General features: G+C 71.3%; 15 protein-coding genes and 1 riboswitch. Of the genes, 4 read left to right on the top strand and 11 right to left on the bottom strand.

Going from position 1 to position 15,947, the window contains the following annotated elements; all coding sequences use genetic code 11:
* The first annotated feature begins 20 nt into the window (after positions 1-20).
* The 4 genes from purN to KLO01_RS17025 all read left to right on the top strand — a co-directional run bounded on the left by purN (position 21) and on the right by KLO01_RS17025 (position 3,314).
* Complete coding sequence (gene purN / locus KLO01_RS02475) at positions 21-620, top strand: phosphoribosylglycinamide formyltransferase (RefSeq protein WP_147061967.1); 600 nt, start codon at positions 21-23, stop codon at positions 618-620.
* Position 621: 1 nt separating this feature from the next.
* Positions 622-701: riboswitch (ZMP/ZTP riboswitch) on the top strand.
* Between the two features lie 48 nt (positions 702-749).
* Positions 750-2,387, top strand: coding sequence for a bifunctional phosphoribosylaminoimidazolecarboxamide formyltransferase/IMP cyclohydrolase (gene purH / locus KLO01_RS02470; protein ID WP_147061966.1), 1,638 nt, complete (start codon positions 750-752; stop codon positions 2,385-2,387).
* 557 nt (positions 2,388-2,944) lie between these two features.
* Positions 2,945-3,145, top strand: coding sequence for a hypothetical protein (locus KLO01_RS02465; RefSeq protein ID WP_147061965.1), 201 nt, complete (start codon positions 2,945-2,947; stop codon positions 3,143-3,145).
* On the top strand, positions 3,138-3,314 hold the full coding sequence (locus KLO01_RS17025) for a hypothetical protein (RefSeq protein WP_186827886.1): 177 nt from the start codon (positions 3,138-3,140) through the stop codon (positions 3,312-3,314). The genes KLO01_RS02465 and KLO01_RS17025 overlap by 8 nt, the downstream gene beginning before the upstream one ends.
* A 56-nt stretch (positions 3,315-3,370) precedes the next feature.
* Here KLO01_RS17025 and bar read toward each other — a convergent pair whose 3' ends face one another.
* From bar to KLO01_RS02410, 11 genes are all read right to left on the bottom strand, one after another.
* Entirely contained in the window at positions 3,371-4,519 is a 1,149-nt protein-coding gene (gene bar / locus KLO01_RS02460; protein WP_147061964.1) for a barbiturase, read from the bottom strand.
* A gap of 65 nt (positions 4,520-4,584) precedes the next feature.
* A complete protein-coding gene (locus KLO01_RS02455) occupies positions 4,585-5,526 on the bottom strand; it encodes a carbamate kinase (RefSeq protein ID WP_222611912.1) in 942 nt (313 codons plus the stop codon).
* Positions 5,527-5,709: 183 nt separating this feature from the next.
* Entirely contained in the window at positions 5,710-7,236 is a 1,527-nt protein-coding gene (locus tag KLO01_RS02450; protein WP_147061962.1) for a carboxyl transferase domain-containing protein, read from the bottom strand.
* On the bottom strand, positions 7,233-8,405 hold the full coding sequence (locus tag KLO01_RS02445) for a CaiB/BaiF CoA transferase family protein (RefSeq protein WP_147061961.1): 1,173 nt from the start codon (positions 8,403-8,405) through the stop codon (positions 7,233-7,235). Before KLO01_RS02445 ends, KLO01_RS02450 begins: the two co-directional genes overlap by 4 nt.
* A 111-nt stretch (positions 8,406-8,516) precedes the next feature.
* Complete coding sequence (locus KLO01_RS02440) at positions 8,517-9,131, bottom strand: DUF1700 domain-containing protein (protein ID WP_147061960.1); 615 nt, start codon at positions 9,129-9,131, stop codon at positions 8,517-8,519.
* Positions 9,128-9,472, bottom strand: coding sequence for a PadR family transcriptional regulator (locus tag KLO01_RS02435; RefSeq protein WP_147061959.1), 345 nt, complete (start codon positions 9,470-9,472; stop codon positions 9,128-9,130). The genes KLO01_RS02440 and KLO01_RS02435 overlap by 4 nt, the downstream gene beginning before the upstream one ends.
* Before the next feature lie 53 nt (positions 9,473-9,525).
* Entirely contained in the window at positions 9,526-10,002 is a 477-nt protein-coding gene (locus KLO01_RS02430; RefSeq protein ID WP_147061958.1) for a nucleoside deaminase, read from the bottom strand.
* 57 nt (positions 10,003-10,059) lie between these two features.
* Positions 10,060-10,569, bottom strand: coding sequence for a hypothetical protein (locus tag KLO01_RS02425; protein WP_147061957.1), 510 nt, complete (start codon positions 10,567-10,569; stop codon positions 10,060-10,062).
* 87 nt (positions 10,570-10,656) lie between these two features.
* The gene (locus KLO01_RS02420) at positions 10,657-11,526 is read right to left on the bottom strand and encodes an NmrA family NAD(P)-binding protein (RefSeq protein WP_147061956.1); all 870 of its coding nucleotides are present in this window, start codon (positions 11,524-11,526) and stop codon (positions 10,657-10,659) included.
* Positions 11,527-11,533: 7 nt separating this feature from the next.
* Positions 11,534-13,531, bottom strand: coding sequence for a hydantoinase B/oxoprolinase family protein (locus KLO01_RS02415; RefSeq protein WP_246136016.1), 1,998 nt, complete (start codon positions 13,529-13,531; stop codon positions 11,534-11,536).
* Positions 13,528-15,633: a hydantoinase/oxoprolinase family protein gene (locus KLO01_RS02410; RefSeq protein WP_147061955.1), complete on the bottom strand. Its 2,106-nt coding sequence runs from the start codon at positions 15,631-15,633 to the stop codon at positions 13,528-13,530. The genes KLO01_RS02415 and KLO01_RS02410 overlap by 4 nt, the downstream gene beginning before the upstream one ends.
* Positions 15,634-15,947: the final 314 nt, after the last annotated feature.

Genomic DNA, 15,947 nt, shown 5'->3' with positions numbered 1-15,947 from the left:
CACCCGTGCTAGTCGATAGGGTGCTGGGCGTGACTGAACCCGCCGGCATCGTCGTCCTCGTCTCGGGCTCGGGAACCCTGCTCCAGGCGCTGCTCGACGCGAGTCTCGACCCGGCATACGGGGTCCGGGTCGTCGCGGTGGGAGCGGACCGGGACGACATCGAGGGCCTGCGTCGCGCCGAGCGTGCCGGGGTCGAGACGTTCGTGTGCCGGGTGCGCGACTTCGCGGACCGTGGCGCGTGGGACGAGGCGCTGGCTGGCGAGATCGCCTCACGCGCACCGGACTTCGTCGTCACGGCCGGGTTCATGAAGATCCTCGGGCCCGCGACGCTGGCCGAGCGGACCATCCTCAACACCCACCCGGCGCTGCTGCCCAGCTTCCCCGGCGCGCACGCCGTGCGGGACGCGCTGGCCCACGGCGTCAAGGTCACAGGGACGACGGCGCACCTCGTCGACGCCGGGGTCGACACCGGTCCGATCCTCGCCCAGCGAGCGGTCGAGATCCGTGCCGACGACACCGAGGACTCGCTGCACGAGCGGATCAAGGTGGAGGAGCGTGAGCTGCTCGTCGACCTCGTCGGGCGGCTGGGGCGTGACGAGCTGCCCCTGCCCGGCCGGTAGTATCGGGGGCGACGACTGGCGAGGGTGGACCACCACCGGGGAGTCACATTGGGAGCTGCATCGCCCGCCTGGGTGCACCCGGTAGTTCACCGCCCGACCGCACCCAACGCCGCGAATGGAGCCATCACCATGGCCGTCTCCGTCACCCCTCCCGGACCCACGCAGGACGTCCGCCCCGTCCGCCGGGCGCTCGTCTCGGTCTTCGACAAGACCGGGCTCGAGGACCTCGCACGAGGTCTGCACGAGGCCGGTGTCGCGATCGTCTCGACCGGTGGCTCGGCTGCCCTCATCGAGGGTCTGGGCATCCCCGTGACCGAGGTCGCGGACCTCACCGGCTTCCCCGAGTGCCTCGAGGGTCGCGTCAAGACCCTCCACCCGCTCGTGCACGCCGGCATCCTCGCCGACACCCGCAAGTTCGACCACGTCGAGCAGCTGGGTGGGCTCGGCGTCGAGCCGTTCGACCTCGTCGTCGTCAACCTCTACCCGTTCGCCGACACGGTGGCCTCCGGCGCCGACCCCGACGCCATCGTCGAGAACATCGACATCGGTGGCCCGTCGATGGTCCGTGCGGCCGCGAAGAACCACCCGAGCGTGGCCGTGGTCGTCGACCCGACGGCATACGACACGGTCCTGGAGGCGGTGCGCGGGGGCGGGTTCACGTTCGAGCAGCGCAAGGCCCTCGCCGCGAAGGCGTTCGTGCACACGGCGACCTACGACGTGCACGTGGCTTCGTGGATGGGCAACGCCTACACCGACTCCTCCGACGGGTCCGGCTTCCCTGCGTGGGCCGGTGCGACGTGGACGAAGTCGGCGGTGCTCCGCTACGGCGAGAACCCGCACCAGGGCGCCGCGCTCTATGCCAACGGCTTCGCGCCCCAGCCGGGTCTGGCCCAGGCGAAGCAGCTCCACGGCAAGGAGATGTCCTACAACAACTACGTCGACGCCGACGCCGCGGTGCGCGCCGCCCACGACCACGGAGACCAGCCGACCGTCGCGGTCGTCAAGCACGCCAACCCGTGCGGGATCGCGGTCGGCGCGGACGTCGCCGACGCCCACGCCAAGGCGCACGCGTGCGACCCGGTCTCGGCGTTCGGCGGCATCATCGCCACCAACCGCCCGGTCACCGTCGAGATGGCGCGCACCATCGCCGACATCTTCACCGAGGTCGTCGTCGCGCCCGGGTTCGACGACGACGCCCTCGAGGTGCTCACGGCGAAGAAGAACATCCGGCTGCTCGAGGCAGCAGCTCCCGCGCGCGAGGGCGCCGAGATCCGCCCGATCTCCGGCGGCCTGCTCATGCAGCAGCGCGACACGGTGGACGCGGTCGTCACCGACGACTCGGGCGCCGTGACCGGCGGCGACGACGCGGCCAACTGGCGTCTGGTGTCGGGGGAGGCGGCCGACGAGGCGACGCTCGCCGACCTCCAGTTCGCGTGGCGCTCGGTGCGTGCGGTGAAGTCCAACGCCATCCTGCTGGCCTCCGGCGGCGCGTCGGTGGGCATCGGCATGGGCCAGGTCAACCGGGTCGACTCGTGCCACCTCGCGGTCTCGCGGGCCAACTCCGGCGAGGTGGAGCGGGCCAGGGGCGCCGTGGCCGCGTCAGACGCGTTCTTCCCGTTCGCCGACGGCCTTCAGGTCCTCCTCGACGCGGGCGTCAGCGCCGTCGTCGCACCGGGTGGGTCGATGCGCGACCCGGAGGTCATCGAGGCCGCGCAGGCCGCCGGCGTGACGATGTACTTCACCGGGACCCGCCACTTCGCCCACTGACCAGCCCGTCGGGGTGCTGGGCTCCGCGCGGCTTTGGCGGCACACTGGCCTCGACACCGGCATCGTCGCCGGTGGAGAGGAGCAGGGGGCCATGGCAGTCGGGGTACTCATGATGGGGGTCATTGCGCTCGTGGTGGCGCTGGCCGTCGGGGTCGTCATCGCCGTCGTGGCGTCGGCCGGACGATCCCGGGCGGGAGGTGGTCGCTGATGTTCTGGACCCTCGCCGGGATCGTGCTAATCGCCGTGCTGGTCGGAGCCTGGCTCTACGACCGGAGGTTCGGTCATGACAGGACCTACCGCGGGGCGGGTGGCGCCGACCAGGGGCGGGCCGACGGGTCGGTGACCCAGCTCGGCCAATGGAATGGCCCTGGCTGACCCGGACCTCCCGCGCTTCTTGCCCCAGGACCACCGTTCGGGCCCGAAAATGGGGCTGTGACGGTGGTCCTCGGGCAAGAAGTGCACCTGTGGGCCAGGTCCATCGGGCCCTCGACAGGCCCCTGAGCCGGGTCCACACTGGTCCCGACCCGACAGCGGTGCCGGGTGGAAGGAGAGGTCCCATGCTCTGGCTCTGGGGAACGATCGCCCTCGTCCTGGCCGTCGTGTTCGTCGCGTCCACCTTCTACGACCGTCGCCACAAGGGCTCGACCTTCGGTGAGGGCCTCGAGACCCGGCGTCACGCGCAGGACGCGAAGAACGACCAGGACAACTTCGGCGGGGCTGGCGGGTTCAGCGGCGGCATGGGTGGGGGCGGTGGCTGACGTGTTCTGGGTCATCGCCGGCATCGTGCTGCTGGTCGTGCTCGCGGCGGCCTGGCTCTGGGACCGCGGACACACCTCGGGGTTCACCCCGCGTGACAGGCAGGACATGGACCGGGCCCAACGCGACGCCGTCGCGGACTGGTTCAACGCCGGCGGCACCCGGCCCTGACGACCGAGTGCCCCGGGACGGTGGTCCCGGGGCACTCGGTCGCTGCAGCGCCGGGGTCAGGCGTTGGGGGCTCCCGGAGCGGCGTAGCCGGTGGGCTCGCCCTCACCGAGGTCGACGATCGCGGCGACGGGGCCACCACCGTCGGGGCCCTGGTGGGCGGCCGACACGGACACGAACACGGCCGGGTCGCCGGTCACCGAGGCGGTGACGCCACCGACGGCGGACTTGATCTGGCGGTGCCAGTGCACGTCCGAGTCGTCGAGCATGGCGTTGCGGCGACCACGGACCGCGCCGTCCTGGCTGACCTCGCACTTGAGGAACACGTTGACGAGGCGGCCCTTGATGTCGCTCGTGTGGGGGCGCTCGGGCAGCTCGAGGCCGGCGTCCTTGATGGCCTCCCAGATGCCGTCGGCGTCGAGGGCGTCACGCATGACGGAGTGGCCGATGCGGTAGCGGCCACCGACACCGCGGGCGTTGCCCACGACGACGACCTGGGCCTGGTCGAGCTCGACGCCGGACGAGCACGAGGCCACCGACGAGAAGAGCGAGCGGTTCTCCATGACGTCCGCGTCGGTGGGCATCTCGATCTCGCCGAGGGCGACGGCGATGCCGAGACCCGTCGTGCCGTTGGAGAGGTCCATCGACTCGTGCGTGTGGTGGGTCCACACCTTCTCGCCGCGCGACTCCGCGTCACGGATCGTGTGGATCGTGAGCAGCGGGGTCTTGGTCTGGACGTAGTGCACGTCCTTGGGGTCGGTGATGCCGGCGCGCTCCATGGCGACCTTCACGGCCTCGGCGACCTTGGAGATCATGCCGGTGTAGCCGATCTCCTCGGGCTTGATCGGCTCACTCATGGCGAAGCCGACGGTGAGCCGCGGCTCGTCGGTCTTCTCGGTCTTGTCCTCGGGCACGGTCGCGAAGATCGTGGCGTGGGGGCTGATGATGCCGTCGGTGCCGCCGGACCACACGATCGGGACCTGCTTGACCTGGTCGGCGGGGGCGCCCTTCTCGACGAGCACCTCACGGAACGCGCGGTCGGCGATGATCCGGGTGTAGTCGTTGACGCCACCGTTGCCCTCGGTCTTGCCGATGATGGCGATGACGCGGCTGGCCTCCATCACGCCGTCGTCGATGAGCTTGGCGAGCTCGGAGGCGTCCGAGACGCTGTGGATCGGAACCTTGCGGACCTCGATGGCTTCTGGCACGGCGTGACCTTTCTGGATGCGGAAACCGCAGTGGGACAGCGGAACTGGTGGGTGAATCGGGTGGATCAGTCTTCGGGGCTGGCGTCGATGACGGTGCCGAACTCGCTCTCGACCGCATCGGTGATGTGCTCGAGGGACGTGATGATGCTGCGGCCACCACTCTCGGCGAAACGCAGCGCGGCGTCGACCTTGGGGCCCATCGAGCCGGACGCGAACTGGCCGTCCGCGGCATACGACTGCATCTGCGCGAGCGAGGTGACGCCGAGCGGACGCTCGTCCGGGGTGCCGTAGTCGACCATGGCGTGGTCGACGTCGGTGGCGATGATGAGGATGTCGCAACCGAGCGCCCTGGCGAGCAGGGCCGCGGTGAGGTCCTTGTCGATGACCGCCTCGACGCCACGCAGGGTGCCGTCCTCCTCGCGGACGACGGGGATGCCGCCACCGCCGGCGGCGACGACGACGTGCCCGGTCTCGACGAGGGCGCGGATGGCGCCGAGGTCGAGGATCTCCTGGGGCTCGGGGGAGGCGACGACGCGGCGCCAGCCCTTGTCGCCGCGGTCCTCCCACTGCTGTCCGTGGTCGATCATCTGCTGCGCCTGGTCGGCCGGCAGGTAGCGCCCGACGGGCTTGGTGGGCGACTGGAAGTGCGGGTCCTGTGCGTCGACGAGGGTGCGGGTGACGAGCGCGGCGACCGGACGGGCGACACCGCGGCGGGCGAGCGCGGGCTCGAGGGCGTCGAGGATGGTGAAGCCGATCGTCCCCTGCGTCTGCGCGCCGCACCAGTCGAGCGGCACCGGCGGGACGACGTGCGCGGCGACCTCGTTCTTGACGAGCAGGTTGCCCACCTGGGGGCCGTTGCCGTGGGTGAGGACGACGTCGTGGCCGGCGCTGACGAGCTCCGCGACGTGCTCCATCGCCTCGCTGATGGCGCGGACCTGGTCGGCCGGGTGGGCCGTCCCGTCGGGGGACGTCATGGCGTTGCCGCCGAGTGCCACGAGTACGCGCACCGACCCACCTCCTGCTCGGGGAGGCACACCCCGTCGGTATGCCGTTGCGGCGAGCCTATGGAGGGGGCCGGGTACGGGCGTTGGCATGACCTGACAGGTGAGGCGTCCCCGTTTGGCAGGTGTCGGTGGTCACGGGGCCCGGGTGCTGGTGGGCGTGCGGTCGTGCCCGCCGGCGCGCACGCCTCAGCGCGGGTCGGCGCCCCCGCCGAGGCGACGGTAGCGGGCGTGGCGGTCGTGCAGGCGCCGCTCGCGGTCGCGGTCGCCGAGGTCGGCGAGCTCGTGCCGGATCGCCTGGGCCATGCGGCGGCAGAACGCCTCCGGCTCGTCGGACGCGTCGGGGTGCTCGGCGACGATCCGGTCGACGATCCCGTCCTCGAGCAGGTCGAGGGATCGCACGCGCTGGCGCTCGGCGAGCTCGGGCGCGCGGTCCGGGGTGCGGTAGAGGATGGCCGACGCGCCCTCCGGTGGCAGCGGGGACAGCCACGAGTGTTGGGCGCTGATGACGCGGTCCGCGGGCATGAGGGCGAGGGCGCCACCGCCGGTGCCCTGGCCGAGCAGCACGCAGACCGTCGGCACCTCGAGCACGACGAGCTCGGAGAGGCAGCGGGCGATCTCGCCGGCCATGCCGCCCTCCTCGGCCTCCTTGGAGAGTGCGGCGCCGGCGGTGTCGATGATGGACACCAGCGGCAGGTCGAGCTCGGTCGCGAGCTTCATGCCACGACGGGCGACGCGCAGGCCCGACGGGCTGAGCGGCGCCTCGGTCTGCTCGCCGCGACGGTCCTGCCCGAGGACGACGCACGGGGTGCCCTCGAACCGGGCGAGCGCGAGGAAGAGCGAGCGGTCCCACTCGCCGGCGCCGGTGCCGAACAGCGGGAGCACGTCGGTGGCGCCGAGCTTGAGCAGCGCCCGAACGCCGGGGCGAGCAGCGTTGCGGGAGCGCACGATCGAGTCCCAGGCCGGGACGTCGGCCAGCGGCTCCTTCGGCACGTCCGGTGCCGGAGTCGAGTCGTGCGGCGCGAGCACGAGGTCGAGGAAGCGGGCCGCCGTGGCGGTGAGCAGCTCGACCGGGAGCACCGCGTCGAGCAGGCCGTGGGCGAAGAGGTTCTCGGCGGTCTGCACGTCGTCGGGGAACGGCTGGCCGTAGAGCGCCTCGTAGACCCGGGCGCCGAGGAAGCCGATGGTCGCGCCGGGCTCGCCGACGGTGACGTGACCGAGCGAGCCCCACGAGGCGAACACGCCGCCGGTCGTGGGGTGGCGCAGGTAGGTGATGTAGGGCAGGTGCTCGCGCTTGTAGGCGGCGACCGCCGCCGAGATCTTCACCATCGTCACGAACGCCGGGGTGCCCTCCTGCATGCGCGTGCCGCCGGAGGCGGGTGCAGCGAAGAGGGGCAGGCGCTCGCGGGTGGCTCGCTCGAAGGCGAGTACGATGCGCTCCGCGGCGGCGACGCCGATCGACCCCGCGAGGAACTTGAACTCGCCCGCGATGACCGCGACGCGGTGACCACCGATCCGCCCCTCGCCGGTGACGATGGACTCGTCGGTGCCGGCCTTCTCGGCAGCGGCGGTGAGCTCGACGGCATACGGGCTGCCCTCCTGCGCCACGGCGAGAGGTGCCTCGTCCCAGCTCTGCCACGTGCCGTCGTCGAGGACGGCCGCGATGAGCTCGCTGGAGGTGGGACGTGCCGGCTTGGCGGTGGGCCCGTCGCTCATGCCGGGTCCTCGTCGGCGAGCCAGGCGCGCACGCTCTCGTTGTGCTGGCCCAGCATCGGTGGCGCGAGGTGCGTCTCGCGACCTCCGGCGAAGGCGTTGTCGTCCAAGCGGATCGGCGGGCCGGGGATCTCGATCGACCCGAGCACGGGGTGGTCGACATCGAGGACGAGCCCCTGCGACCGCGTCTGGTCCCAGTCGTAGACGCGGTCGATGGTGCGGACCTCGCCGGCCGGGATGCCGAGCTCGTCGAGCCGGGGGAGGAGGTCGTCGAGGCGCCACGTCGAGAACGCCTCGTTGAGGGCGGCGGTCACCCGGTCGCGGTTGGCCGCGCGCTCGCGGTTGGTCGCCATGCCCGGCGTCGCAGGGTCGATCCCGAACGCGTTGGCGAGCTTGACCCACAGCGACTCGCTGCCGCACGCGACCTGGACGTCGCCGTCGGCGCAGTGGAACAGGCCGTAGGGCGACAGGGCCGGGTGGTGGTTGCCCTGGGCGTGCCCGACGTGTCCGGCGACCGTGTAGGCCGTGCCCTGGAACGCGTGCGCGCCGACGACCGCTGCGAGCAGCGACGTGCGCACGACGCGTCCGGTGCCGGTGGTGTTGCGCTCGTGGAGGGCGGAGACGACGCCGTAGGCGCCGTACATGCCCGCGAGGAGGTCGCCGATGGGGACGCCGACCCGCTGCGGGGTGTCCGCGTCGGGACCGGTGACGGACATGAGCCCGGCCTCACCCTGCGCGATCTGGTCGTAGCCCGCGCGCCCGCCCTGCGGACCGTCGTGTCCGAAGCCGCTGATCGCCAGGACGACGAGGCGCGGGTTGAGCTCGTGGAGGCGCTCGTTGCCGAAGCCGAGGCGGTCCATGACGCCCGGACGGAAGTTCTCGATGAGGACGTCGGCGCGCTGCACGAGCCTCGTGAGGACGTCGCGCCCGTCGTCGGACTTGAGGTCGAGGGTGATCGACTCCTTGTTGCGGTTGGCGCTGAGGAAGTACGTCGAGATCGGGTCGTCCTCGGGCCCGACGAAGGGTGGCCCCCAGCCCCGGGTGTCGTCGCCCGTGGGCGACTCGACTTTGATGACGCGAGCACCCATGTCGCCCAGCATCATCGCGGCGTGCGGGCCGGCGAGAGCTCGGGACAGGTCGACGACGGTGATGTCCTGCAGGGGTCCGGTCATGTCCCGAGCCTAGGGAGCGCGGTTGCTCTCGTGATCGGGCAGGTCGTGGCAAGACGGACCCCGCAGCGTGTCACCTTCTGCCAAAACCCAGCCGTATGCCGTGTGCTCACCTCAGCGCAGCGCGCTGCGTCCCAGCCGGACGAGGACGCACAGGGCTGCACCGAGCACGGCCAACGTGGGCACGAGGTTGACGGGGTGCGGACCGATGAGCGCCATCATGATCCCGATGACCAGTGTCACTGCGACGACTGTCGTGGGGATGACGAGCGCCGATATCGCCTTCTCACGTGGATTCCACCGTGCGCTCATCGCCGTGAGGACGCACACCACGAGCCATGGCAGGACGAAGACGGGGAAGGCGAACAGGAGGCTTGACGCAGCCGAGATCCCGAAGGTGACCAGCGGTAGCAGGAGGAGGAGCGCGAAAGCATTCCCGGCAGTTGCGAGAACCGCGGTCCACGGCGACGCGGGGCGACGCGGAGACGGGACGACAACGGTCGCGGGGCGGCCGGCATACGCCTCATCGGCGACCGACTGCGGTGAGCCGAGCTCGGTCAGGACCCGGCGGACGTCGTCCTCGGACGCGTCCCGACGCAGGCTCGCGTCGAGGTGCTCGTGGACGCCGGCGAGGACCTCGGCGCGTTCGCCCGGATCGACGCCGTGGAGCAGCAGCTCGAGGTCACGCAGCCAAGCAGCCGCGAGCGGGTGGGTCGTGGCTGGAGTCATGCTGGGCCCCCTTGGATGGCGGAGTCGACCGCGTCCCGGAACGGCTTCCAGGTGCGGGTGAAGGTGTCGAGAGCGGCGCGCCCGTCGCGGGTGAGGACGTAGTAGCGCCGGGGCGGGCCCTCGGCGGACTCGCGCCACGTCGTGTCCACCAGCCCGGCCTTGCGGAGCCGTGCGAGGAGTGGGTAGAGCGTGCCCTCGCCGGAGAGGAGGATCCCGTCGGTGCTGAGCCGGCGAGCGATGTCGAGGCCGTAGAGCTCGTCGTCGCGCAGCATGGCGAGCACGCAGTACTCCAGCGCACCGCGCCGCAGGTGCGTCAGGATGGCGTCGTCGCCGGGTACCATGCGAGACAAGATAGCGCACCTGCGACCGGATGAGGGTCGACCGGTGGAAAGGCTCAGTAGGCCGTGCGGTCGGCCGTCGCGGTCCAGGCGGCGAAGGGCTCGTCCGACCGTAGTGTCGGCAGGTGGACACGACGCAGCGGCCACGCGTCGAGGTCGGGCGAGGGGTCGAGGAGGCCGTGGAACTCGGCGTCGTCGAAGCCGGCCCCCGCAGCGGCGTGCCGGTCGGCGGCGTGCACGACGGCGTCGACCCGGGCCCACAGCGCCGCGGAGAGGCAGAGGGGGCAGGGCTCGCACGACGCGTAGACCGTGGCGCCCTCGAGCGAGAAGTCGCCGACGGCCTGACAGGCGGCGCGGATCGCGACGACCTCGGCATGCGCCGTCGGGTCGAGCGTGGCCGTGACGCGGTTGGCTCCCTCGCCGACGATGACGCCGTCGCGTACGACGACCGCTCCGAACGGGCCGCCGCCGTCGGCGACGTTGGCGATGGCGAGGTCGACGGCGCGGTCGAGGAAGGTCTGGTGGTCGGTCACCGGCTCATGGTGCCACCGGCACCCCGGTGGCCGGGGTCGGGGCCGGTGGCCCGCCCCTCAGATGCCGGACGACGGGTCGCGGTCGGCCTCGGGCTCGGCGTGCGTCATGAACTCCCAGACGAGCCAGTGGGCCAGGGCCACGAGGAGGATGAGCAGCGTCGCCTCCGCCTGGAGCGGGGTGACCCCCAGCGGCTCCACGATCTCGGGTGCCACTCCGAGCACCGCGATGAGCAGGTAGATCGTCGCGGCGATCCAGCGGTGCCGGGCGAACAGGCCCGAGTCCCCGTCGGCCCGCGAGCGCTGGAGGAGCCGCAGCGTCGACCAGCACCCGATGAGCGCCACGACGACGAAGCTCACCCGCCAGATCGCCGGGTTCTCGGTCCCGCCGACCTGCGCGAAGAGCCCCATGAGTGCGGGGAGGAGGAACGCGAGGTAGATGCCACCCGCGTCGCGCCGGCCGTGCGGGGTTCGCAGCCACGCCTCGTGCCGCTGGACGACGGTCCACCACAGCCCGACGAGCGTGAAGCACGTGGCGGAGAACAGCGCATAGAACGTCGACACATCCATCCCGGGCCTCCCGCTGCGGACGTCCGTCAACGCTAGCGCCGGTCGCGACGCACGCCTAGGCCCCGCGGATGACCCGGAGGTGCGGGGTCAGGCAGTGGCGGCGTCGGCGAGCACGTCGGTCCAGGTGCGCGGCTCGCGTCCGAGGAGGTCACGCAGCGTGCCGACGCCGCCGACGAGCCCGTCGCGGTCGTAGGACCGGAACATCGCCAGCAGGTCGTCGCGGGCCTGCGCCGTGAGCGATGCGCCGGGACCCGTGGTCCAGGTGTCACGGGAGAGCTCCGCTGCCTCGACCGGACGACCCAGGACGGCCGTGGCCCGCGCGGCCATCTCCCGGACGGTGAGGGCCTCGGGACCGGCGAGGTCGAGGGTCTCGTCCTCGAGCCTGCCGTCGCAGAGCACGAGCGCCGCCACCTCGGCCACGTCGTCGAGGTCGACGTTCGTGAACGCCGAGTCGAGCGAGTAGGGGACGACCATCCGTCCCGCGAGAGCGGCGTCGACGAGGTTCTGGTGGTACGCCGCCGGACGCAGGACCGTGGCGGTCCTGACGAACGACCGGATCTCACGCTCGGCCTCGGCCTTGCGCAGGTGGTGGGGCATCGACGCGTCGTCCGGGTGCAGCACGGAGTGGAAGGCGAAGCGTGAGACGCCCTCTGCCACAGCGGCTTCCGCGACCCGTCTCGCGATCCCGACCTCGTCGGGGTGGACGTTGGGTGCGAGGTGGTAGACCCCGCTGACGCCGGCCATCGCGACCGGCAGCCCGGCCCCGGACTCGAGGTCCACGGGGACGGTGTGGACCTCGGGAGCCGCGTCGGTCCCGGGACCGGGCACGCCGGCATACACCGCACTGCTCGACCCGGGACGGACCGCAGCCCGCACGGTGACCCCACGCGCCAGCAGCGCGCGCGTCACGGCGCGACCGGTCTTGCCGGCCGCGCCGATGACGAGCACCTCGGTCATCGACCGGTCACATCCAGTCGTACTCGCTGGCCGTGGCGCCGTCCGCCAGCTGGGCGTAGCCGGGGCCGCGGTCGAAGAACGGCTCGTCCGAACGCTGCTCGCGCATCTGCGCACGAAGCGACTCGCTCGCTTCGACGTCGATGCTCACGTCGTCCTTGCCGCCCGTGGCGACGACGCCGTATGCCGTCCGCGCACCGTCGAAGGACACCTTGCCCCAGCGGAGGTCGCGCTCGACCTCGTCGAGGGGGCGCTCGAGCGGGTCGCCCCAACCGCCACCACCGGTGGTGCGGATGCGGATGACCTGCCCGGCCTTGACCGGCTCGGCGTCGGCGAGGGCGTCGACGACGCGCTCGTCGGGCCCACCCACGTCGATGGTGACGTGGAACGGCATACCGGCCTTGCCACCCTTGACGCCCCAGCAGGCGAGGATCGAGCGGTCGGCGATGGACATGAAGTTCGCGTCCTGGAGCATCCGGATGTGCTTCTCGTAGCCCAGGCCGCCGCGGTAGCGCCCGGCGCCACCGGAGTCCACGGCGAGGCCGAGGCGCTCGACGATGAACGGGAAGCGCGACTCGGTGAACTCGGTCGGGAGGTTCCGCGAGTCCGGGACGACGTGGATGGTGTCCTCGCCGTCGGCGTAGTAGCGACCGCCGGAGCCACCGCCGAGCACCTCGCGCATGAGGTAGTCGTTGCCGTCGCGGTCCTTGCCGTAGACGCCGGTGTAGCGGATCGTCTCCTGGTCGGCCGGCATCTTGCCGTCGACGGCCTTGGCGACGACGCCGCCGAGGACACCGAGCAGGCGCAGGATGACGAACGTACGGGCGTTGGTCGGCGCGGGGTAGATCGGCGTGAGCAGCGTGCCCTTCTCGGGGAAGCGCATCTCGATGAGCGGCACGATGCCCTCGTTGACGTCGAGCTCGGCCATCCGCTCGGGGGTGTCGGCGAGGTTGCGCAGGATCGGCGCGAGCCACTTCTTGAGGAAGTTGCCACCGACGTAGTCGCCGCAGTGGTTGATCGGGCCCTTGGCCTGCTTCGCGGTGCCGGTGAAGTCGACGATGAGTCGTGCGCCGCCGGTGAAGTTCGTATCCGGGTCGGCGGGTGCGTCGTCGACCTTGGTGAGCGTGATGCGCTGCGTGTGCAGCATCGGCTCGTCGACGCCGTCGTGCTCGGCGTAGTCCTCCCAGACGTAGGTGCCAGCGGGGATCTTCGACAGGATCTCGCGACGGTAGGTCTCCGTCGTGCTGTCGAGGATCGCGTCGAACGCCGCTTCCACGCTGTCACGGCCGTAGCGCGCGAACAGGTCCGAGAGCCGGCGGGCACCCATGAGGCAGGCGGAGCACTCGGCGTCGAGGTCGGCGGCGAGGCTGTCGGGCATGCGCGAGTTGCGCGTCATGATCCGCAGCGCGGCCTTGTTGGGCACGCCGGCGTCCCACAGCTTGATCGGGGGGACCGACAGGCCCTCCTCGAAGACCGACTGCGCGCCGCTGGGCATGGAGCCGGGGCAGGCGCCGCCGATGTCGTCGTGGTGGCCGAAGGCCTGGACGAACGCGACGACCTCGCCGTCGTGGAAGACGGGCACGGTGACGCAGAGGTCGGGGAGGTGGCCGATGCCACCCTCGGACTCGTAGACGTCGTTGTGGAAGAAGACGTCGCCCTCGTTCATCTCCTCGAGCGGGAAGTCCCGCGCGATCGGGTGGACGAGCGCCGAGTACGAGCGGCCGGTGAGCTTGCGCAGCTGGCGGTCGTGGATGCCGGCGCGGAAGTCGTGGGCGTCGCGGATCATGGGGGAGCGCGAGGTGCGGGCGATCGAGGTCTCGACCTCCATCTCGACGCTCGCCAGGGTGCCCTGGACGATCTCGACGAGGATCGGGTCGACGGTGCTTCCGGGCTCGGTGAGCCGCTTGCCGTGCTCGTATGCCGTGGGCAGGCCGGCGGGGTTTCCCGACGCGGCCGGCGCGGCTGGGGTGGCCGGCGTGGCCTGGGGCGCAGCGGACGTGGTGCTCACTTGTCCTCCTTGGTGATGACGAGGTTGCCGTAGGTGTCGACGCGGACGACGAAGCCGGGGTGCACGGGGACCGTGGAGCCGAACTCCTCGATGATCGCCGGGCCGGTGATCGTGTCGCCGACGGCGAGATCGGGGCGCCACCAGACGCCGGTCTCGACGTAGCCGTCCTCGGCGTCGAAGCAGACCTCACGGGTCGAGCGGCGGGCACGGTCCTCGACCGAGCCTGCGTCGTCGGCGACGGGGGCCAGCTCCTGCAGCTCGGGGCGCGTGATCGGGCCGACGCCGGTGACGCGCAGGTTGACCCACTCGACCTGCTGAGTCGGGTCGTTCCGGAAGTCGTAGCCGTAGAGCTGGCGGTGCTCGTCGTGGAAGGCCTCTGCGACCTTCGCGGCATACGCGTCGTCGATGGCGGCGTCGGTCGGTGCGTTGACGCGGACCTCGTAGGCCTGGCCGAAGTAGCGCAGGTCGACGGTGCGGGTGAACTGGTGCTCCTCCGCGGCGAAGCCCTCCTTGGACAGGGCGGCGGCGGCGCGCTCGGTGAGCGAGGAGAAGGTCTTCTCGATCGCGGCGTGGTCGAGCGCGGCCTGCTTGGCGACCTGCGTCTGCACGTAGTCGTTCTTGACGTCGACGGTGAGCAGGCCGAAGGCGCTGACGTTGCCCGGGTTCGGCGGGACGACGACACCGGCGAGGTCGAGGATGTCGACGAGGCGGCAGGCGAGCAGCGAGCCGGAGCCGCCGAAGGTGGTGAGCATGAAGTCGCGGACGTCGAGCCCACGCTTGACGCTCACCTGGCGCAGGGCGTTGGCCTGGTTCCACGCGGAGATCTCGAGGATGCCGGTGGCGCAGCGCTCGAAGTCGAGACCGAGCCGCTCGGCGAGGGCCTGCACGCCGGTGCGCGCGGCCTCCACGTCGAGCGGGATCTCACCGCCGAGGAGGTGCGGCGGGATCCGGCCGAGGGTGACGTGCGCGTCGGTGATGGTCGGCTCGGTGCCGCCCTTGCCGTAGCAGAGCGGGCCCGGGTCGGCGCCGGCCGAGTGCGGGCCGACCTTGAGGGCGCCCTCGGGCGAGACCCAAGCGATCGAGCCGCCGCCCGCGCCGACGGTGACGACGTCGATCATCGGGATCTTGCTCGGGTAGGCGCCGACGGTGCCCTCGGTCGTGAGGGTGGGCTCGCCGTCGAGGACGACGGAGACGTCGGTCGAGGTGCCGCCACCGTCACAGGTGAGGATCTTGTCGAAGCCGGCCTTCTGCGCGATGAGCGCGGCGCCGAGCGCACCGGCGGCGGGGCCGGACATCGTCGTCGTGATCGGCTGGTGCACGACCTCGTCCGCGGAGAGGACGCCACCGTTGGACTTCATGATGTAGAAGGGGATCTGGCGGCCGGAGCCCTGGGTGAAGCCGTCGAGCCGCTCGTGGATGTTGGTGACGTAGCGGCTGACGTTGGGCTTGACCGCGGCGTCGACGAGGGTGGTCATCGAACGCTCGTACTCGCGGTACTCGCGCAGCACCTCGCTCGAGATCGACACGATCGCCTCGGGGTGCTCCTCGCGCAGGATCTCGCGCATCCGCAGCTCGTGCTCGTCGTTGGCGTAGGAGTGCAGGAAGCAGACGCCGATCGTCGTGATGCCCTGGTCCTTGAACCAGCGGGCCGCGGCGACGGCGCTCTCCTCGTCGAAGGGGCGGATCTCGTTGCCCTCGAAGTCGAAGCGGCCACCGACGGTGCGGACCGACTCGGCGGGGACGATGCGCGCCGGCTTGACCCAGAAGTAGGAGTTGCCGTAGCCGTCGGGCACGGCCTGGCGGGCGATCTCGAGCATGAACTCGTAGCCCTCGGTCGTGATGAACCCGAGCTGCTCGACCTTGCCCTCGAGGAGCTTGTTGGTCGCCACCGTGGTGCCGTGGCAGACGGCGGTGATGTCGTCGCCGCTGGCCTCCATCAGACCGAGCACCTTGTCGATGCCGTTGATGAACCCGTCGGCGGGGTTGCTGGGGGTGCTGGGGGTCTTCGTCGTGACGAGATCCCCCGAGTCCTCGTCGAAGGCCACCACGTCCGTGAACGTGCCGCCGGTGTCGATCCCGATCCTGATGCGTCGCTGAGCCATGTCAGAGATTCAAGCGGGGTATGCCGGGTGGTCGCCTTGTCAATCTCTGCCAACGGATCGCGGATATCGCCCCAAACCCCACCAAGTGCCGCGTCGTCGCCGGGTGGGGTCGCCTGCGCGACGTCTCCGTCGCGTCCCGCGCTGTGCACTGCTGCGCCGTGGTGCAGCAGTGCACTGTCTGCCCGAACGGCACAGTGCAGTGCTGCGCTGGGGTACAGCAGTGCACTGTCAGCCCGAACGGCACAGTGCAGTGCTGCGCTGGGGTGCAGCACTGCACTGCCGCCCCGAACAGCACTGTGCACTGCTGCGCGAGG

Source organism: Knoellia locipacati (assembly GCF_007992835.1).
GTDB lineage: Bacteria > Actinomycetota > Actinomycetes > Actinomycetales > Dermatophilaceae > Knoellia > Knoellia locipacati.
Note: the sequence above shows the minus strand (reverse complement) of the source record. Positions and strands in the feature narration are given on the sequence as shown.

Coding starts and splice junctions, on each gene's coding strand:
- purH (WP_147061966.1), top strand. CDS start 750: ATGGCCGTCTCCGTCACCCCTCCCGGACCCACGCAGGACGTCCGCCCC.
- KLO01_RS02465 (WP_147061965.1), top strand. CDS start 2,945: ATGCTCTGGCTCTGGGGAACGATCGCCCTCGTCCTGGCCGTCGTGTTC.
- KLO01_RS02450 (WP_147061962.1), bottom strand. CDS start 7,236: ATGAGCGACGGGCCCACCGCCAAGCCGGCACGTCCCACCTCCAGCGAG.
- KLO01_RS02445 (WP_147061961.1), bottom strand. CDS start 8,405: ATGACCGGACCCCTGCAGGACATCACCGTCGTCGACCTGTCCCGAGCT.
- KLO01_RS02440 (WP_147061960.1), bottom strand. CDS start 9,131: ATGACTCCAGCCACGACCCACCCGCTCGCGGCTGCTTGGCTGCGTGAC.
- KLO01_RS02435 (WP_147061959.1), bottom strand. CDS start 9,472: ATGGTACCCGGCGACGACGCCATCCTGACGCACCTGCGGCGCGGTGCG.
- KLO01_RS02425 (WP_147061957.1), bottom strand. CDS start 10,569: ATGGATGTGTCGACGTTCTATGCGCTGTTCTCCGCCACGTGCTTCACG.
- KLO01_RS02420 (WP_147061956.1), bottom strand. CDS start 11,526: ATGACCGAGGTGCTCGTCATCGGCGCGGCCGGCAAGACCGGTCGCGCC.
- KLO01_RS02410 (WP_147061955.1), bottom strand. CDS start 15,633: ATGGCTCAGCGACGCATCAGGATCGGGATCGACACCGGCGGCACGTTC.